The sequence below is a fragment of the Lentzea kristufekii genome, assembly GCF_033949925.1.
In the GTDB taxonomy this organism is placed as follows: domain Bacteria; phylum Actinomycetota; class Actinomycetes; order Mycobacteriales; family Pseudonocardiaceae; genus Lentzea; species Lentzea kristufekii.
The window spans coordinates 34,037-52,104 of record NZ_JAXAVV010000032.1 but is presented as its reverse complement, the minus strand read 5'-3'; the positions used below and the strand labels follow the sequence as shown (position 1 = coordinate 52,104).

The following is an 18,068-nucleotide window of genomic DNA, read 5'->3' as shown; positions in this document are numbered from 1 at the left end:
CGTGCAAGGCTGACCGCCATGAAGTGGTGGCGTGCAGGGGTGGCGGTGGCGGCGTTGCTGATCGTCGTCGTCGCGGCCAGTGGCACGTCGCCGGTCACGTTCGTCAACCGCCTGGACGACCGCCCACCGCCTCAGGACAACGCGCCGCGGGTGGACGTTCCACTGCCGACCGAGCTGCCGGACGTGTTCGCGATACCGCTCACCGCGTACCTGGTGGTGCTCGCCGGACTCGTCCTGTTCGGACTGATCGGGATCATCTTGGCGTTCGAGCTGCCCCGCTGGCGCCGTCGTGGAGGTGTGCGCGGCGTGGAGGTCGAGGGCGCCGAGGTCGGGGAGTCCGCGGTGGTGAAGCGCGTCGAGAAGGCGTTGCAGGAGTTCACCGAGCATCCGAACCGCCCGCCGCGCGACGCCGTGATCGCCGCCTGGCTCGCGCTCGAAGCCGCCGAGGAACGCCTGCCGCACCAGACGCCCACCGAGTTCACCGAGAAGCTCGGTGTGGACGCCGTGGTGCTCAAGGACCTCTACCAACGCGCGCGGTTCGGGCACGAGGACGTGACGGCCGCGCAAGCCGAGCAGGCACAGCAGGAGCTGAGCCGCATCGTCCGGGAGCTCGCATGAGGACCGTGCTGGCACTGGTGGTCGGGGTGATCATCGGCGTCGTGATCTGGTGGCTCGGCGCCTCGCCGGCGTGGGCCGCGGCGCTGGCCGTGCCGCCCACCGCGTTCGGCGTGCTGGTCACGAGGCTGCCGCGGGCCACCGACATCGTCTGGAGCTCGGCGCCGCCGCCGCCCGGTTCGATCAGCACCGCGGTCGCCAGCACGCTCGCGAACAGGCTCACCGAGGCGGCGGAGGACCCGAGGCGCTACCAGGAACGGTTCCGCGCCCGGTTCGCACGACTGGGGATCGAGGCGTCCGAGATGCCGGATCCGAAGCAGCTCGCGGAAAGGCTCAGGAGGGTCGAGTGACCATTTCGCTTGAGGCCAAGGCCGTCCTCGACGAGATCGGGCAGGTCGTCGTCGGGCGCACCCGCACGCTGCGGCTCGCGCTCGCGGCCGTGCTGGCGGGCGGGCACGTGCTGCTGGAGGACGTGCCGGGCCTGGGCAAGACGCTGATCGCGCGGTCGCTCGCGCAGGCCCTCAGCCTCGACTTCCGCCGCCTGCAGTGCACACCGGACCTGCTGCCCGCGGACGTCACCGGGTCGTTCCTCTACGACCCCGGCAGCCGTGAGTTCGAGTTCCACCAGGGGCCGGTGTTCGCCGGGCTGCTGCTCGCCGACGAGATCAACCGCACGCCGCCGAAGACCCAGTCCGCGTTGCTGGAGGCCATGCAGGAGCGGCAGGTGACGGTCGAGGGGCGCACGTTCCCGTTGCCGAGGCCGTTCCACGTGCTCGCTACCTCGAACCCCGTCGAGTACGAGGGCACCTACCCGTTGCCGGAGGCGCAGCTCGACCGGTTCCTGGTGCGGCTCGACATCGGGTACCCGCCGCCGGAGGAGGAGGTCGAGGTCCTGCGCCGCCGGCTCGCGCGGCAGCGGGAGGAGGCCGAGGTCGCGCCGGTGCTCGCCCCTGGCAGGCTCGCCGAGCTGCAGGCCGAGCTCGAACAGACCACAGTGGACGACGATCTCCTGCGGTACTGCGTCGATCTGGCGGTGGCCACGCGCAACCACTCCTCGGTCGAGGTGGGCGCGTCACCCCGTGGCGCCCAGGGACTCGTGCTCGTCGCCCGCGCACTCGCCACTTTGGAGGATCGCGCGTACGTGACGCCCGAGGACGTCAAGGAGTGCGCTGTCGCCGTGCTGGCGCACCGGCTCGTGATGAAGCCCGAGACGTGGACGTCCGGCGTGAACGGGGTGCAGGTCGTCACCGAACTGCTCGGCAAGGTTCCGGGCCCGCCCAGCTCATGAGCAGAGCGGACAAGATCAGGGAGGCGTTCGCCCAGTCGCACGGCGCGCACTGGCACCCGACGGACGCGTACTCGCGCGCCGTCTGGCTGGGCGTCGGGCTCGTCGTGGGCGGGATGTTCCTGCACCAGGTCGAACTGGTGCTGTTCGGCGTGCCGCTGGTCCTGTCCGTGCTGCTCACCCGCAAACCTCGTGGCACACCGACGGTCGACGTCCGTCCCGTGCCGCGCGGGGCGGGCCTGGGCGTCGTGCACACCGTCGCGCACCTCGACGGCGCGGACGCGGAGATCGCGGTGGTCAAGCTGCCGGGCGGCGCTCGCGCGGTGCCGGCGCACTCGCCCGACCTGCCGGTCGAGATCAGGCGCGACGCGTGGGGTCCCGGCGTCGACCTGCGGCTGGACCACCTCTTCGCCGGGCCGGACGGCACGCACGTCTACGGGCCGATCGTCGGTGTCGAGCACGTCCGCACGATCCTGCCGCCGGTCGAGCACCACCCGTCCGGCCCGCTCCCGCCCCGGCCGGCCGGGCTGGTGGGCATCCACCGCTCGCCCCGCGCCGGTGACTCGACCGAACTGCGCGACATCAGGGCGTTCCAGCCGGGGGACAGGCTCAAACGCATCGACTGGCGCGTCACGACCCGCACCGGCACCGTGCACGTCCGCGAGCGGCACGCCGAGGCCGACGCGGAGATCGTGCTGGCCCTGGACACGCGCGCGGACGTCGGCGTGGACGTGGCGGACTGGGCCTCTCCCCACTACGGGGCGACGACGCGGCCCGGCGGCAGCCTGGACCGGGCGGTGCGGCAGGCGGCGTCGATGGCCGCGGGCTACCTTCGTCAGGGCGACCGGGTGGCGCTGATGGACCTGTCACGGCCGCAGCTCAACGTGCGTTCCGGTGTCGGGCGGCGGCACCTGATGCGCATCCGCACGCAGCTCGTCGTGTGCGTGCAGGCCGCCGGGTGGTCGTCGCGGGTGGCGTTGCGCAAGCTGCCGCACGGGAGCGTGGTCGTGCTGCTGTCGCCGTTCCTCGACGACGACGTCGCGGAGCTGGCCGTGCAGACGCGCAAGCACGGGCACGTGGTGCTGGCGATCAACACGCTGCAGTTGCCGTTGGTGCCCGACGCGGAGACGCCGTGGGGCGAGGTCGCGGCAGAGATGATCGCCGCGGAACACCGGCTGCGGCTGCGGCGCATGGCCGAGCACGGGGTGGCGGTGACGCGCGAATGCTGATGCGTCTGGCGATCCTGCTCGCGGCGTTGCCCGTGGCACTGGTCCTGCACCTGGAGTCCACGTCGATCGCGCCGCTGCTGATCGTCACCGTGCTGACGGCGCTCACCGCGCTGATGCCGGGAAGCGCGGGGCCTGCGTTGCTGATCGGCTACGCGGCGCTGGCGACGGCGTTCGCCGACGGGCACCCGTTGCGGCTCGGAGTGTTGATCATGATTCCGGCGCTGCACCTCATTCACGTGACGTCCGCGCTCGCGGCGGTCGTTCCGGTGAAAACGAAAATCGAGCCCGCTGCGCTGAAAGCACCAGCACGCCGGTTCGCCATTGTCCAAGCGATCACATTTGTCGTCACGGCCTTCGCCGCGTTCGTCCCGTCGGGTGCCGGCGTCGGGCTCGTGGAGGTGCTCGGACTGGGCGCTCTTACGGTCGTGATCGGGGTCGTCGCGCTGAGGATCTGAATCGACTCTCTCAGGCAGAACGCCTCGACTTCCGGTGGAGGCGCAGGTCAGCCGCGATCGTGTCCCGCATCACCCGGCGACGGTAGTCACAACGGCCCCTCCGGACGCGCGAAAAAGGGGGTTCTGGTGCGACCATGTGTGTATGGCTGCTGTGAAGTCGCACCCCACTCGGATTGTCATTGTCGGCGGTGGGTACGTCGGGATGTACACGGCTCTCGGACTGCAGAAGAAACTGCGCTCCGGTGAGGCGTCCGTGACGGTAATCGACCCGCAGCCGCACATGACCTACCAGCCCTTCCTGCCTGAGGCGGCGGCCGGCTCGATCGAGCCGCGCCACGTCGTCGCTCCACTGCGCAAGGTGCTCAAGCGCTGCCACGTCGTCACCGGCCGCGTCACCAAGATCGAGCACGCGCGCAAGATCGTGACCGCCGAGCTGTCGGACGGCCACGTCGAGGAGATCGAGTACGACGTGCTCGTCTCCGCGCTGGGTGCGATCTCACGCACGCTTCCGATCCCCGGCCTGGCCGAGGTCGGCATCGGCATGAAGACGATCGGCGAGGCGATCTACGTCCGCAACCACGTGCTGTCGCGCCTGGACCAGGCAGCGAGCACGAACAACGCGGACCTGCGCAAGAAGCTTCTCAGCTTCGTCGTCATCGGTGGTGGCTTCGCGGGCATCGAGACGCTCGCCGAGCTCGAGGACATGACGCGGTATGCGCTTCGGTACTACGAGGGCATCAAGCCCGAGGAGATGAACTGGGTCCTGGTCGAGGCCGCCGGGCGGATCATGCCCGAGGTGTCCGCCAAGCTCGGCGCGTGGACCGTCGAGGCGCTGGAGAAGCGCGGCATGAAGATCTACCTCGACACTCGCGTGAAGTCCCTCGAGGGCGGCCACGTCATCCTCGACGACGGCACCGAGTTCGACTCGGACACGATCATCTGGACCGCCGGCATGAAGGCGAACCCGGTGCTGCGCAACACGGACCTCCCGCTCGACGAGCGCGGCCGCGTCCGGTGCACCGCCGCCATGCAGGTCCAGGGCCTCGAAGGCGTGTGGGCCGCCGGTGACTGCTCCGCGGTGCCGGACCTCTCGCGCACCGACGAGGACCCGACGGCGACGTGCGTGCCGAACGCGCAGCACGCCATCCGTCAGTCGAAGCTGCTGTCGAAGAACATCGTCGCGTCGCTGCGCGGCCAGCAGCCGAAGGACTACTTCCACAAGTACCTCGGCTCGGTCGCGGGCCTCGGCCTCTACAAGGGCGTCGCCGACGTGTTCGGCCTGCGTTTCAAGGGCCTGCCCGCGTGGTTCATGCACCGCAGCTACCACGTGGCGTTCATGCCCACCGTGAACCGCAAGCTCCGCGTGCTGATGGACTGGACTCAGGCGCTGTTCTACGGCCGCGAGATCGTGGCGCTGGGCCAGATCAACGACCCGAAGTCAGACTTCGATCGCGCAGTGCAAAGCTGACTTTTACTCTCTGTAAGTGACGTCGTGCCCCGGACGATCTCCTCGTTCGGGGCACTCGTCTGACTTCAGGGCGGAACTTGAGCGCCCAATCGGAGTAAGCTCCGAGGGTCGTCTTGACATTGCGTTACGTGTTTCGGAGACTACGGCTGGTGCATCACCTGAATGCGTGATTCGCCGTGTGGGAAAGAGGTGATCCCGATGTCTCTCGAGGAGCTGGCCGCACAGCTTCGTCGCGGCGAGATCGAGGACCCCGCTTTGGCGCAGTACGCCGCAGAGTACGCGCAGGCGGGGCAAGTTTTCCGCAGCAAGAAGGACGATTGAGCAGGTCGGCTGACGGGCGGGTGCCAGGTGCCCCGTCCGAGGCTGCCAGACCCCTTCTGCTTCAGGGTCAGGAATACCTCTTCCGCTCACCGCCCAAGTGCCTGGACTTCCAGGAACAGGTCCACCGCCTCGGCATGGTCGACGAGGGCGACGGCAACCCGGAACCCTGCGTGCTCGTGCTGGCCCGCGCCGCCGACATGGAGATGAACGAACTCTCCATCGCCCTGGCCGAGCGCGGCATCCGAATGGCGAGGATCGACGCCGACCGCTGCGTGGACCTGCCGCTCTCGGTCTACACCGACCAGCCCCTGGTCGAACTGGACCGCTGGCTCCTGCGCCCCCTGCTGGTCTGGCGCCGCCACTTCGAACTCTCCGCGGTCCCGGTGGAGCCGGGAACCCTGGCCGGCGCCTACGCCGTCGACCAATGGGCCTCAGTGGCCAACTGGCTGTCCTCACGCTCCGACTGGGCTCACGTGAACCCGTCACGCTTCTCGACGCACCTGGACCGTCTGACGCAGCTTTCCGACGCGTCCGCCTTCGGCTTGCGTGTGCCGCGCACGGCCGTGACGACCCGCCCAGGCCGCACGCGCCCAGGCGGCGGCGCCTGCATCGTCAAAACGGCGGGCAGGCACCTCCTGGAACCACGCCCAGGTGTGCAGCACGGCCTGTTCCCGCGCCCGCTGGAAACCTCCCGAGCCTCCGACGCCCCCGAGCCGGCACCCGTGATCGTCCAGGAGTACGTGCCGTCCGAGACCGAGCTCCGCGTGTTCGTCGTGGGCGAGCAGTGCCTGGCCTACCAGGTCGACAAGCTCGACCCGGCCCAGCTCTGGGTGGATCCCGACGCGGTCCGCGTCACGCCCACCACGGTCCCCGCGTCCCTCTCGGACAAACTCCTGGCGCTGGCCCGGCACTGGCGCATCCAGGTGGCGGCGTTCGACCTGCTCGTGACCGGCGGTGACCACGTGTTCCTGGAGATCAACGTCAACTGCGACTGGCGCTGGTTCGAGCACAGGGCAGGCGACAACAACGTCTCCACGGCCGTGCACGACTGGGTGGCGCTGCGCTTCAAGGAACTGCTCGGTGCAGGAAGGGCACGCTGATGTTCGGGTCCGATCGACGCTTACCCGGATGCTCGCTCTAGTCCAATTCGCTGGGCCGCTCGGGCGAGAAACGACCATCCGCTCACACAAGCCGACGATCAACGCCTAGGCTCACCGCGCCCCCGTAGCCCAATCGGTAGAGGCAGGTCCCTTAAAAGGATCACAGTACGGGTTCGAATCCCGTCGGGGGCACTCCGTTACACCTCGATAGATCACCCCCTGACCAGGCATGACCCGGTCAGGGGGTGATCTTGTGACAGCCGGTGATGTCCCGGTTGTACCCGGATGGGCACGACCCTCTACGGCTCTCAGTGGTGAAGTGGCGGCGAAGTTCCGAGCTTCTGAGGGCCGCGCTGCTGCTGGTCAGAGCGGCGTTGTGGCAAACCTCACCGAAGATCGGAACCGCTCAGAACCGTGCTGATCCGCCGGTGGTACGTGCTCTCTCGACCGGAGAGCACCTTGGCGTAGACGCGGAAGAGCACCTCAATACTCTGGCCCGCCCACTTGGCGACCTGAACGGGCGGCACGCCCGCCTCTAGCCACGTGGACACGCAGGCATGCCGCAGGTCGTACGGGCGACCAGCAAGCACTGAGTCGCATTCCTCTGGACTGAGAGCTTCCACACGAGCCTGACGCCACGCCCGTGCGTACGTTCCCTCAGGAACGTCGTCAGCTGTCTCGACACCACGAAACAGGCGGCCATCGGGCAGCACGCCGTGCTGCTGAATGTGGCACCAGAGGAACCACGCCAGTTCGGGTGCGACCGGAGGGTTTCGTTCCTCGCCGATTCGGCGACCTTTAAGTTGCCTCTTCTCTCTGCGTGCGCCTCCATCGGTCCACTGTTTACCGACAGCGGGATTGGACTCCTGAAACCTGAGTGAACCCCACTCGCCGATCTGCGGCTCGTTTTGATTGGTCAGCAAGTTGAAAACAAGTCGCGGAAACTTGATGTTCGCTTCCCTGAGGTCGATCACTTCCGCCGTCCGCAGTGCAGCGTAGTACTGGCAGGCGTAGGCGGCTTGAAGCATCGCGCCGCTTTTTCCCTGCCTTCCAGCCGCGCTAAGTAGACGATGTGCTTGCTGGGGGTTGGCGACGATGGCTGTATCGAGTTCCTTGACGGATCGGCCGGTCTTAATTTTCAGATCCTTTACGGGATTGACAGCAAGTGGAGTCTTCTCGATCGCGTATTCGATCAGGTTGACGAACGGGCCTCGTCGCCTCTGGACAGTGGAATCTGCCGCCTTCTTGCCCTCCTGTGTGACGCCGAACCTCCGCAGAACGTTGCGGGTCAGATCCTTGTCGGCCAGTTCCGTCACGAGGTAGGTGTTCATGCCCAGCCACTTGACAGTGGTGATCACCTGGGCATCCGGCTGCTCGCTCTCGCGACGCAGCATGTTGAACGCCCAGGCGCATGCCATGCGAATGTCCTCATCGGATGGTCGGCCGCGTTTTGTCTTGACGAGTTCGATCGTCGCATCGGTGAGGCTGCGGGCGGTGCTCCGTCGTGAATTACCGGCAAGATCGGGCCACTTCATCTTCATGTAGGAGCAAGCGAAATCGAAGAAGGAGACTTGGCTTTCGTCGCGGTCCATGGAGACGGGGCGTCCGTTGTCAACGTAGAACGCCTCACCTTTGTTGGCGGATGTCTCAAGGGAGTTGCGGAAACTCTTCGCGAGGCCAGCTCGTTTGAACGGTTCCTGGAACTCTTGTCCCTCGACCTCCCAGCGCACCCACCAGGTAGTGGTGCGCTTGCCCTCGTACTTCCTGGTGGCCCACAACTTCACGGAGTACGTTGTCTTCCTCATGCTGCGGCCTCCAGAGAGTTGATCCACTGTTCAAAGGACGAACGGCGGCATCGAAGCGAGCCATTCGGGAGCGGCCACCATTTAGGCCCCTTTCCCTTTGCACGCCAGTCATCAAAGGTCGATCGCGCGATTCCCATCACCTGCATGAACTCGGCGACGGTCATGAACGGACCATTGGGTGCGGTCTTACCGGGCATGGTTGATCCGATCTGTGAGGTGGTGCCGTCCGGGCGGTGCGTGGTTGGCGGTTCGAGCCGTCCGGACGGGGTGGTGTGCGAACGCGGGTGTGTGCGGGGATCGGCGTTGGAAACCCGGAAACCCGGTTCTGGGGTGTGGCAGGGCTGTGACCTGCGGTGATGTGGGCCGGGTTTGGGTGAGGGCTAAACCCGGTGCAAACCCGGCGGAAACCCGGCGGGCGGGGTGGCCCTGCTAACCGCGGCTAGATCAGGGCGGTCTGGTCGGCGGCGGCCGGTGTCTGGTCGTGGTCGGCCTGGTCCGACTCGGGGTTGATCTCGACCCAAAACACGTTCATGTTGGCGCTCTTGTCGAACTCGCTGCGTAGGACGTAGTGGCCGTGCCAACGGCCGATGTGGCCGGTGAGCAGTTTGCCCAGGCTTTTGGAGTTGGGGATGCGGTCGCGTTCGTCGGTGAGGAACGTGCCGTCCCAGCGGTCCACGAGCTTGCCACTGGTCTCGGTGGGTTCGGCGCTGTGACACAGAACCTTGGCCCTCAGTGGGGTATCGCCGTGCAGTTCGTGCCAGCGGGCGAGGAACGCGGTCCAGGTGGTGTTGCCATCGTCGGCTTCGCGCATCTCCGCGACGTTGTCGAGGAAGCCGTCGATGCCGTGGTGGGCGAGGAACCCGCCGGCCGCACCGGCCCAGGTGGTGAACTGGCGCATGGTGTGGCCGGAGCGGGGTGCTCCGGCGTTGATCCAGTCCATGACCAGGATGAGCAGGTGCCGCAGCACGGTGACGCGGTTGGCGGGCTTTTTGAGCCACTGGTCCAGGTGCGGGATGCCGAACCCGGTTTGGTCGCGCTGGTCGGGGTGCGGGTCGTTGGGGTCCAGGCGCACCAGGGCGGTACGGGTGGCCATGTCCCCGCCCAGGCGGATGTTGTTGCCCGTGGCCAGCCAGAGCCGGTCGTTGGTGGTCTCGAACCCGGCGCTGTTGGAGCCGAGGTTGCGGTCGTCCCACTTGGGGCCGGTGATCAGTTTCGCGAGCAGTGCGGAGGAGACTTCGGTTCCTTCGGCGATGTTGTCCCACAGCATCACGGCGGCGGTGCTGTGCAGTGCGCTGGTGATGGACTTCTGTAGCTCGTTCTCGTCGCTGGTGCGCCAGACGAGGTGCTTGAGTCCGTAGATGTGGCCGGGGATCTCGGCCAGCAGCGTCTTGCCGGAGCTTTGCGTGGTGGCGGAGATGAGTCCGAACGGGGTCAGGCACCCGTTAAGAAACGGGCGCAGGATCGGCGCGATCATCAGGCCGATGTGGTTGGCCTTGTCCGCGTCGGCTACGAACGGGAAGTCCCGCAGTAGCTTGCTGGTGATGAACTCCAGCGCCTCGCTGACCTCCTGTGTGGACGGTTGGGCGGGAATGGTGGGCATGGTGACGGTGGGCGCGTAGTACAGGCCGGTGGTGGTGTCGTATCCGGCGGTCTGCAACAGGGTGCCGTCCGGGCGCAGCACGGGTGAGGTGACGACACCGACCAGCGGGCGCACGTCGGGCCAGTAGCGCGACGACAGCACCGCGGACAGGGCGGCTTTGGTGGGGCTGGCCTCCACGTCCTCCCACTGCTCGGTGGCCTTGTTGAACTTGTTGCGGTAGACGAACGCGTGGTGGGCGAGCAGCCATGCCAGCGACGGTGAGGTGATCGGGTCTGCCTGTACGGGCAGTGCTCCGGCGTCGACCTGGTGGGCGTGCTCGGCGGCGCTGGCGGCTTTGCCCGACACCCGCGACAGGTGCACGAGTTGCCCGCCGGAGACGTAGACGTCGGGCAGTGCGCCGTGGCCCAGTGCGGTGGTCAACGCCCGGATGGTCTCGGCCTCTCCGCCGATCTGAATGGCCGGCTTCTCGTCGGGCTCTCCCGCCGACACGTCGGCGGTGCTGGGCGTGGCGGTGCCGGTCATGAGGGCGGTTATCTCGTCCGGGTCGGTGAGGTTCTGGGTGGTCATCGGCGGGTCCTCCTTCCACGCTGGCGTTGGGCTGGTGGTGCTCATGCGGCGGTTCCCTTGGTGCGTGAGCGGTAGGCGGCCTGGCGGCAGGCCTGAGAGCAGTGCCGGGGCCACCGGCCGGTGGCCGGCCGACGCAGCGCGGCTCCGCAGTGGCAGGTGCGGGCGGTGACGCAAGAGGTGAGCTCAGGGCCGTCGAGCTCACCGGTTGCGTCACCGGGTGACGTTTGCGGCTCGAGTGCGTGTGACGTTTCCGTCCTGGACGCTTGCGTCACACGCGGTTGAGCCGCTTGCGTCACCAGGGCTCGAGCCGCTTGCGTCACGTGCATGCGTGCGTGGCCGATGAGCTGAACGCCGATCCATGCGGTGTAGGCGGGCGGGATGGCTTGGGTGAGGTCGGTCCACGGCATCCAGTCGATGCCCATCGCTTCCCGCGCCACATCGGAGGGCACAGGCGAGTCCTGCCACCGTGGCCTGCCATACACGGGGACGGCGGGCGTGCTGCGGTCGTGGTGGCAGGGCGTGCCGTGAAGCGGCAGGTTCGACTCGAACAGCCGATGCCGACGCACGCCCAGCCGCAGCGTCTCGCCGCAGATCGTGATGGGGTCTCGCATGGGTGCGCCGGGCACGTTCTCGATGACGTAGCCCCAGATTTCGCCGCGTGCGAGGGCCTCACACAGCCGCTGGCGGATCGGGTCGAGCAGGTCCGGGTGGTTGTCCCGGCGGGCGTGCGGGGTGGCGCGGGAGAACTTCTGACACGGCGGGGAGCCGGTGACGACGTCGTAGCCGGACAGGTCGACGGTGAGGGCGTCGGCCTGGATGAACGGGAACGGGTAGTGCGGCTGCGGGTTGATGTCGACGCCGGTCACGTCGAACCCGGCTGCGTGGTAACCAGCGGACGCACCGCCCGCACGGCAGAACAGATCCAGCAAGCGTGGACGGCTCATGCGGCGCTCCGGATGTCGGGGACAGGAAGCGGGCGGCCGAACCCGGACGTCAAGACGTAGCGGATCTCTGCGGCTGGGAGTCCGGCGTGACGAGCGGCGTCGGTGAGAGCGGCTTCGACCACCGTGCGATCGATCCATCCGGCCTGGGCCATACCTGCCAGGCGGGTTGTCGAGCGGAACAGCTTGCGGTTGCGGCCGGTGTCGGGCTCCATCGCCGCCAGCTCCGCACACGCGGACCGCAGCGCGCCGACGGCGTAGCGGGCCGGGCCGGTCTGGGCGTCGATCGTGGGCACGGCGGCGGCGGGCCTGGTCGCGGCCGGGGCTGTGGTGGTGCGGTCGTGGCCGGTGCGGGTCAGAGCGTCGGCAAGCCAGCCGTCGAGCGGCCGGGGTGTGGTGGTGGCCGAGCTGCGCCGGTACAGACCGGCTTTGCTGGTGGAGCCGGGCAGCACCACGTAGCCGCCGTAGCACTTGATGTCGATCTGCCAGCCCAGGCCGGTGCGCACGGTGTCGTCGCCGTCGCGGACCTTGCCCTGACTGCCTTTCCACTGCCCGGTGGTGCTGTAGAGCAGGTGCAGCCCACCAGACGGGGTGTCGGTGGTGAACGTGTCCGTTCCCACCGCGCCGCCGGACAGCGCGGCCAGCGTGGCGTAGGTGTCGAGCCCATCGGCCGGCGGCGGTTCCTCGTGCGGCCAGGGCAGGCCGTTGAGCGGCTGGCGTGGCGGAGGTCCGGGGCGGGTGTCGAGGTCTACGGCCAGCAGCCCGGACGTCCACAGGTGCACTGCCCAGACGCTGGTGTGCCAGCGCTGTGCCCAGCGGGCGATCACGCCGGGGTCGGTGGTGGCGGCCCACACGCCGTGGCACAGCGCCCCGTCGGCGCGTGCCAGGCACGAGCAGGTCTGCGGGGTGTGGTCGCAGTGTTCGGCGCGGCAGTCGACGCAGCCGCGCAGTGGGGTTTTGGTGCCGTAGTTGAGCGGCAGGACGTGAAAGCCGCGGTGCACCGCCAGCCACAGCGCGGCGTCGGCGGCGTTCTGCACGGTTCGGTTCGTGGTCATGGTCGCGTGTCCTTCCCGGGGGCTGTGGTGGTTGGGGTGCAACGGGAAGCGGGGCACGGCCTGGTGTGGTCGTGCCCCGCTTCGGGTGGGGGTGGGTCAGCTCGTCAGCTGCGGTGGCGGGTCGCTGTCGAGGCGTGGCGCGCTGGTGTCCATGCGCGTGGACCGGGCGCGGAGGAGGTGGGCGGGCAGCACCGTGGCGGTGACGTAGACACGGCCCAGCACCGATGCGCCCCGGTTCGGGTAGAAGCCGCTGACTTCCAGCACCTCGAAGCCCAGTGCGAGTGCCTGCGCCGCGTTCTCGACTTCGTCGCGGGTGCCTTCCAGTCGAATCCTCATCGCGGTCTGTTGCCTCCTGATCGTGGTTTGGTGGGTGGTGCTCTCGCGTGCCGCAGGGCGCATCAGGCAGGCCCCACTAACCCCGCGCGGGGTAGTAGGGGCCTGTCGGTGAGCTGGGCGGGCTGGAGGGTGCCGAGATGGCTTGCGGGTGTGGCCGGGTTTCCGGGTTTGGCGTTCCCGGACCGGGTTTGGTGTTGCCGTAAACCCGGTCCGTGTTTCCGCAGCTCAGAACCTCTTCGGTGGCGCGGTTCCGGGTTTACGGGTTTGTTTTCGACTCTGAGGAAGGGTTGTTGTAGTTAGGCGTGCGCCGCTTTCGACAGCGCGCACGCGGTGCACATGACCTGGTCCGGGTTGATCCGGCCGTGGCAGGTCGGGCAGGTCGCGACGAACCGCAGCTCGCCGGAGAAAGGCCAGCTGTTGGCGGCGAGCACGGCCAGGGCGGTCGGCCTGATCCTCATCACGGCGTCACCGCGCCTTGTGCGCGGCCATGCAGGCCGGGCACTTGATGTTGCCCGACAGGCTCGGGAACCAGACGCTGTTGGTTTCCGAGCTGTCGACCTTGAGCCCGCACGCCGTGGTGATGGTGCCGCTCCACCACGACTTGGACGCCACGACGTGCATGACGTCGCGTGCCATCACCGGCCGCCCTTCTCGATCGCTTTGCACGTCGGGCAGGTGACGGAGGTGCCGGTCCACCAGTAGCCCGATGCGGTGACCTTGGTGATGGTCAGCCCGCACAGGGTGGTTGAGGTGCCGTTCCACCACGAGCGCGACGCTTCGACGTGCATGGTCGGGCGGGCCATCAGTCGGCCAGCTGGGCGCGGCTGGGGAGCTTGACTCCGAAGTTGCCGACGCTGGTGTACACCGTTGCCCAGGCACCGCCGAAGTCCACTTCGGTTGAGGCCGTGACGGTCCCGACGACACCGGGGCGGACGAGGATCTGTTGCCCACGCTTGAGGTCGCGGACGTCGATCATGTTGCTCATGACATTCCCTCTCGGTAACTTTGAGTGACTAGCTGTGGGCATCGCGAACCGGCGCGGGGAGGCTGTGCCAGCCCGCACGGGACCGCGTTTTCTGGGGTTTTCGCTGGTCGGAGGCGTGCGCCTCCCTGACTCCCTGGCGGAGTGTCGGTGCTGCTCAGGCTGGGGAGGCGTGGCAGGGAGGCACGTGGGGAGTCCTCCCCGTGTTGCGCGGGCCTCCCTGCCGTTCGCCCCGGCGGGTCCCTGCCCTACTCACCATCGTTTTCGTCACGCTCCGCGATCGCCTGGTGGACGGTGGCGGTGCGGACGTGCATGACTCCGCTGGTCTTGTAGGGCTCGATCCCGGCGGCGGTGAGCTTGGCGGTGAGGTCGCCCGCGGTCATGCCCTCGTAGGTGCCGGGGTGCAGTTCGCGCAGCCGCTGACGGATGACCTCTGTGCGGACGCGCACCTCACCGCCCATGATCTGAGCAAGGTCGGCGAGGAAGTCCCGCGCCGGTGCGGTGTCGCCGGTGCTGCTGGTGACCGGGGCGCGCATGGCCTTGGCCCGCTCCGCGATGACGGTCGCCTGCTCACCGTCGATGAAGTTGGTGCGGATGGTCAGCGAGGATTGGCCGGCCGCGAGTGGCACGCCGTCCCCGGCGACCACGAGCGTGCCCTTGTCCATGCCCTGGCGCAGCTTGTGCGGTGCCGCTCCGGCGTTGACTGCCTTGTCTCCCAACGCCATGCGGGATTCGGCTTCGGTACCGAGCACGAGCGAACCGCGGATGTGCGCGCCTTCCCGCACGAGCTTGGGAAGGTTCTGGTCGGTGGGGTTCTGCGTGCCCTGCCAGAGGATCACGTTCACCGCGCGGCCCTGGTTGTGCAGCTTGCGGGCAGCCATGAAGTACCGCGACGTGCTCTTAGCACCACCGTAGGGGCGCTTGTCGTCGCCGACCGCGGGGCACATGAACGCCTGCTGTGCCTCATCCACCAGCAAGAACAGCGGGTGAAAGCCCTCGCCGGAGCGCGCGAGGTCGCGGGTGACACCGTTCTTGTGCACCTCGGGATCGACCGCCGCGAGACGGCGTTCCATCTCCTCCACTCCGGCTTCGAGCATGAGCGTGGCGGCGATGACGTGCTCGTCAGTCGGCCCGGCGATCATCGTGGTGGCCAGGTCGGTGAACATGTGCCAGTCACCGATGCCCTTCAGGTCGGCGATGCGCAGCTCAACCGTGGGGTCCAGTGCCAGCCACAGTGCCAGTGCTCGCAGCGCGGCGGTCTTGCCCTGGTTGGACAGACCGGTGATGAGCAAGTGCCGCTGTAGCAACGCGATCGCGACCAGGTCACCGCGCAGGTCCTGACCCCACGGTGCGCGGCCGGTGTAGAGATCCGCGGTGATGGTGTCGTCCAGCACGAGCGGAGACGGGCCGATCGGCTCGTCCAGGGCGCCGGGGTCGGCGATCCACAGCCGCACGGTACGGGCGGCGACCGGGATGGTGATGAACACCTCGTGCTCGTGCCGGTTGAGGTTCTCCGCCAGGCGGCGATGCCGGTCGGTGATGTCCTTCGTGGACACACCCGAAGGCAGCGACACCTCCAGCTCGACACCGCAACCGGCCAGCACGATCGGCGAGAGCATCCCCGCGCCCGCGTCGCCCATGTCGTCAATGGCCTTGCGCAGCTCCCGCACCCCGAGGTCACGCAGGGCCTTGACCACGATGGACGGCGTGATCGGCGGGGCGTTGTCGCGCACCTGGCGGGCCGGGGCGAGCCAGGTCGGAACGTCGGCCTTACGGCCGATGTTCCACAGCACGCCCAAACCCACCGCAGGCACGGCCACGGCCAGCGGCAGGACCAGCACCGATGCCAGCCACATCAGCCAGGCAATCGCGTCGATCACGGCCCGGATAGGCCCGATGACCTGCGCGAACTCTCCGGTGGACACAGCCAGGATGATTCCGAGGATCAGCAGCAGCACCGTGACGGTGACGAGGCTGACGGCCGTGGCGCGCGCGATTGCGACGGGTGCGTGCATCAGGTCTTGGCGGCGGCGGTGCCGGCGGTCGCGCTCGGCCTCGCGCCGGGCCTCCCAGTCGGCGACGGCCGCGAGGTCACCGGCCAGCTCGGCCTGGCGCATCATCCGTTCGTAGCGCGAGGACGTCCGCGACTCCCACACCCGCCGTGTCACCTTCGCCGCGCCCGCAGGGACGTAGACGAACACGTTGCGGCCCACTGCCTTGGCGACGCTGCGGGTCCGCTCATCGCGCGCCACGCGCACCGTGTGCACGGCCACGCTGCGGCCCCGGCGGACCACCGCCACGGCGGCACGGCGGGCCTGCTGAGCGGCCAGCCGCCGATCGACCTCGGCCGACTGCTCGGGAGTGAGGACCTCTCCCTCGATCGCGTCGCTCGGCTCGATCACGCTGCCCGGACCGGGCGGCAGTGCGGGCGCGGCGCGGTGCGCGGACAGGTCGTACACCGTCGCGTCCTGCTCGTCGTCGCGGTCGGGGTGTGTGTTGTCGAGAGTGGTCATGACTTCACCTCCTGGCGGCCGTCGTCGTCGGGGCCGTTGTCGCGGTCACTGGTCGTGGCGGCCTGCCAAACGGCCGCCGCGTAGATGGCGCGGATCTTGAGGAACTTGCGCACCGCGTCCTTGCTCGGAGAGGCCGGAAGCCGCCCGCTGTCGATCGCCGCGCGGACCCGCGCGACGTAGCCGCCGAACTTGTCCGCGATCTCCACCGGGACGTCCACGGCGGGCATGGTGTCGGGCGTTTGCCCTCTTCCCAGACCCTGCGCGCCCTTCCCGGACGGAGTGACGTCCGAGGCGGGCAGGGCGGCGAGGTAGGCGGTGATCTCGTCGGCCAGGCCCTCGCTCAGCTCGGCTCCCAGCCCGTCGACGGGAAGACCGGGAACGGTCGCGGAGACCAGGCGGGCGCGGCCGAACCCGCCGCGCAGGGTGAACGTGCCGGGCCGGTAGACCAGGGTGGCCGTGCCATCAGCGGCGACGTTCGCGACGGCCTGGCGGACGGCGGCGCGGCGCACGCGGTGCAGCCGCTTGTGGGCGTCGCGCTCGACCTTGCGGGCGGCACGCTCGGTGGCGGTGCGGCGGGCGCGCATCGGCGCGGCGTGCACCAGCTGGTGCACCACGACACCGCCGATGGACACCAGCGCCATCACCACGCCGTGCCCGATGCCGCCGGGCTGCTCGGCGCCGTGCACGAAGTTGAGCACCGCGGCGATCGCGGCGAACACCCACGTGCCGGTGTGCAGCCACGCCGTAGCCCGCCCGGCGCGGGCGGCCATCGGCACGGCGAACGCGAACACCCACATCGCGCCCTCAGAGAACAGCGGCAGCAGCACACCGGCCGGGCCGAAAATCTTCACGCCGTACACGGCCATGGCCGTCCAGGCGAGCACGGCCGGAACGACGATGACCGGGATGAACATCAGGTCCAGCACGTGCGCACGTACCCAGCCGGTGAGCTTGGCCCGCGCGGCGGCGCGGCGGTCGCGGGCGGCCTGGTCGGCCTCCGCCTGCAGGCGGGCGGTGTGGTCGCGGTCGGTGCGGCGCTGCTCCAGCAGCATCCGGCGGTCTTCGCGTGCCTGCTCGGCGGCGGCCACGCGGTCGGCGCGGCGGTTCTCGGCCCAGCTGCTCATGCCATTGCCTCCCAACGGATGCGGCCCGCACGACGGCGCGGGTTGAACGAGGTGTGCGAACGAGGGAACGGGCCGCGCGTGAAGCCGCCGGCCTTTCGCGGCAGGTACAGCAGCGTGCACGCGGCCAGCAGCGCGGGCAGCGCGTAGGCGGCGGCCTGCACGGCGGGCTGGTCGGCGAAACCGGTGACGATCGCCCACTGCGCCGCGGCGATGCCGCCGGTGAGCACCAGCAGCTTCCACAGCAGCACCGCGAACACGAACGCGAGGCTGGAACCCAGCAGTAGCAGCAACAGGGTCGGTTCGTCGGTCATCGCGTCGCCCCGTTCGTGCGGGCAGCGCGGGCGTCGGCGGAGTACTTCGCGGCCAGCACGCACGCGTCGTCGTGCTCGGGGTGGGTGCGGTCGCAGGTGATCGGGCGCAGCAGCGCGACACCGTCCGCGAACCAGGCGGCGACCTCATCGGGCCTGGCGCTCATGGACGGGCAACGGGCTGACATCGCGGTGACGACATCGCGCAGCGACAACCGGGTAGCAGCAACGGGATTCGTGGTGGACGGCATGACACATGGGGTCCTGTCTGTGAGGTGGGTGGCGAGAACCCCAGGCGGGCGGTGCGGTGTTGGCGGTTCGAGCCGCCCAGCCTGGGGTGGGATGTGCCGGTGGGAGTGACGGA

22 protein-coding genes and 1 tRNA gene are annotated in these 18,068 nt (G+C 68.8%); 9 read left to right on the top strand and 14 right to left on the bottom strand.

Going from position 1 to position 18,068, the window contains the following annotated elements:
* Window positions 1-18: 18 nt before the first annotated feature.
* The 9 genes from SK571_RS40930 (at window position 19) to SK571_RS40890 (ending at window position 6,665) form a co-directional block, all read left to right on the top strand.
* Complete coding sequence (locus SK571_RS40930; protein ID WP_319989499.1) at window positions 19-618, top strand: DUF4129 domain-containing protein; 600 nt, start codon at window positions 19-21, stop codon at window positions 616-618.
* A complete protein-coding gene (locus SK571_RS40925; RefSeq protein ID WP_319989498.1) occupies window positions 615-965 on the top strand; it encodes a hypothetical protein in 351 nt (116 codons plus the stop codon). The genes SK571_RS40930 and SK571_RS40925 overlap by 4 nt, the downstream gene beginning before the upstream one ends.
* Window positions 962-1,903: an AAA family ATPase gene (locus SK571_RS40920; protein WP_319989497.1), complete on the top strand. Its 942-nt coding sequence runs from the start codon at window positions 962-964 to the stop codon at window positions 1,901-1,903. The genes SK571_RS40925 and SK571_RS40920 overlap by 4 nt, the downstream gene beginning before the upstream one ends.
* Window positions 1,900-3,129, top strand: a complete 1,230-nt coding sequence (locus tag SK571_RS40915; protein ID WP_319989496.1) for a DUF58 domain-containing protein — start codon at window positions 1,900-1,902, stop codon at window positions 3,127-3,129. Before SK571_RS40920 ends, SK571_RS40915 begins: the two co-directional genes overlap by 4 nt.
* Window positions 3,123-3,584 carry a hypothetical protein gene (locus SK571_RS40910; protein ID WP_319989495.1) on the top strand — a complete coding sequence of 154 codons (462 nt, stop codon included), beginning with the start codon at window positions 3,123-3,125 and terminating at the stop codon, window positions 3,582-3,584. The genes SK571_RS40915 and SK571_RS40910 overlap by 7 nt, the downstream gene beginning before the upstream one ends.
* 142 nt (window positions 3,585-3,726) lie before the next feature.
* Window positions 3,727-5,052, top strand: a complete 1,326-nt coding sequence (locus tag SK571_RS40905) for an NAD(P)/FAD-dependent oxidoreductase (RefSeq protein WP_319989494.1) — start codon at window positions 3,727-3,729, stop codon at window positions 5,050-5,052.
* A gap of 198 nt (window positions 5,053-5,250) precedes the next feature.
* Window positions 5,251-5,373 (top strand): hypothetical protein, encoded by a 123-nt coding sequence (locus SK571_RS40900; protein ID WP_256238980.1) that lies wholly within the window; start codon window positions 5,251-5,253, stop codon window positions 5,371-5,373.
* Window positions 5,370-6,473, top strand: coding sequence for an ATP-grasp domain-containing protein (locus SK571_RS40895; RefSeq protein ID WP_319989493.1), 1,104 nt, complete (start codon window positions 5,370-5,372; stop codon window positions 6,471-6,473). The genes SK571_RS40900 and SK571_RS40895 overlap by 4 nt, the downstream gene beginning before the upstream one ends.
* Before the next feature lie 118 nt (window positions 6,474-6,591).
* Window positions 6,592-6,665 (top strand) — tRNA-Leu (locus SK571_RS40890).
* 194 nt (window positions 6,666-6,859) lie between these two features.
* On the opposite strand, the gene SK571_RS40885 is transcribed toward SK571_RS40890, so the two are convergent.
* The 14 genes from SK571_RS40885 to SK571_RS40820 form a co-directional block, all read right to left on the bottom strand.
* Window positions 6,860-8,257, bottom strand: coding sequence for an integrase (locus SK571_RS40885; RefSeq protein WP_319989492.1), 1,398 nt, complete (start codon window positions 8,255-8,257; stop codon window positions 6,860-6,862).
* Between the two features lie 17 nt (window positions 8,258-8,274).
* Entirely contained in the window at window positions 8,275-8,442 is a 168-nt protein-coding gene (locus SK571_RS40880; RefSeq protein WP_319989491.1) for a helix-turn-helix transcriptional regulator, read from the bottom strand.
* A gap of 275 nt (window positions 8,443-8,717) precedes the next feature.
* Window positions 8,718-10,445, bottom strand: a complete 1,728-nt coding sequence (locus SK571_RS40875) for a hypothetical protein (protein ID WP_319989490.1) — start codon at window positions 10,443-10,445, stop codon at window positions 8,718-8,720.
* Window positions 10,446-10,486: 41 nt separating this feature from the next.
* Window positions 10,487-11,389 carry a DNA cytosine methyltransferase gene (locus SK571_RS40870; protein WP_319989489.1) on the bottom strand — a complete coding sequence of 301 codons (903 nt, stop codon included), beginning with the start codon at window positions 11,387-11,389 and terminating at the stop codon, window positions 10,487-10,489.
* Window positions 11,386-12,441 carry a bifunctional DNA primase/polymerase gene (locus SK571_RS40865; protein WP_319989488.1) on the bottom strand — a complete coding sequence of 352 codons (1,056 nt, stop codon included), beginning with the start codon at window positions 12,439-12,441 and terminating at the stop codon, window positions 11,386-11,388. The genes SK571_RS40870 and SK571_RS40865 overlap by 4 nt, the downstream gene beginning before the upstream one ends.
* Window positions 12,442-12,537: 96 nt before the next feature.
* Complete coding sequence (locus SK571_RS40860) at window positions 12,538-12,777, bottom strand: hypothetical protein (RefSeq protein WP_319989487.1); 240 nt, start codon at window positions 12,775-12,777, stop codon at window positions 12,538-12,540.
* Window positions 12,778-13,073: 296 nt separating this feature from the next.
* Entirely contained in the window at window positions 13,074-13,235 is a 162-nt protein-coding gene (locus tag SK571_RS40855; protein WP_319989486.1) for a hypothetical protein, read from the bottom strand.
* 7 nt (window positions 13,236-13,242) lie between these two features.
* Window positions 13,243-13,413, bottom strand: coding sequence for a hypothetical protein (locus SK571_RS40850; protein ID WP_319989485.1), 171 nt, complete (start codon window positions 13,411-13,413; stop codon window positions 13,243-13,245).
* A complete protein-coding gene (locus tag SK571_RS40845; RefSeq protein WP_319989484.1) occupies window positions 13,413-13,580 on the bottom strand; it encodes a hypothetical protein in 168 nt (55 codons plus the stop codon). The genes SK571_RS40850 and SK571_RS40845 overlap by 1 nt, the downstream gene beginning before the upstream one ends.
* Window positions 13,580-13,762 (bottom strand): hypothetical protein, encoded by a 183-nt coding sequence (locus SK571_RS40840; protein WP_319989483.1) that lies wholly within the window; start codon window positions 13,760-13,762, stop codon window positions 13,580-13,582. The genes SK571_RS40845 and SK571_RS40840 overlap by 1 nt, the downstream gene beginning before the upstream one ends.
* 245 nt (window positions 13,763-14,007) lie before the next feature.
* The gene (locus SK571_RS40835) at window positions 14,008-16,272 is read right to left on the bottom strand and encodes an ATP-binding protein (protein WP_319989482.1); all 2,265 of its coding nucleotides are present in this window, start codon (window positions 16,270-16,272) and stop codon (window positions 14,008-14,010) included.
* Window positions 16,269-17,396 (bottom strand): hypothetical protein, encoded by a 1,128-nt coding sequence (locus SK571_RS40830; protein WP_319989481.1) that lies wholly within the window; start codon window positions 17,394-17,396, stop codon window positions 16,269-16,271. The genes SK571_RS40835 and SK571_RS40830 overlap by 4 nt, the downstream gene beginning before the upstream one ends.
* On the bottom strand, window positions 17,393-17,707 hold the full coding sequence (locus SK571_RS40825; RefSeq protein WP_319989480.1) for a hypothetical protein: 315 nt from the start codon (window positions 17,705-17,707) through the stop codon (window positions 17,393-17,395). Before SK571_RS40825 ends, SK571_RS40830 begins: the two co-directional genes overlap by 4 nt.
* On the bottom strand, window positions 17,704-17,955 hold the full coding sequence (locus SK571_RS40820; RefSeq protein WP_319989479.1) for a hypothetical protein: 252 nt from the start codon (window positions 17,953-17,955) through the stop codon (window positions 17,704-17,706). The genes SK571_RS40825 and SK571_RS40820 overlap by 4 nt, the downstream gene beginning before the upstream one ends.
* Window positions 17,956-18,068 lie beyond the last annotated feature (113 nt).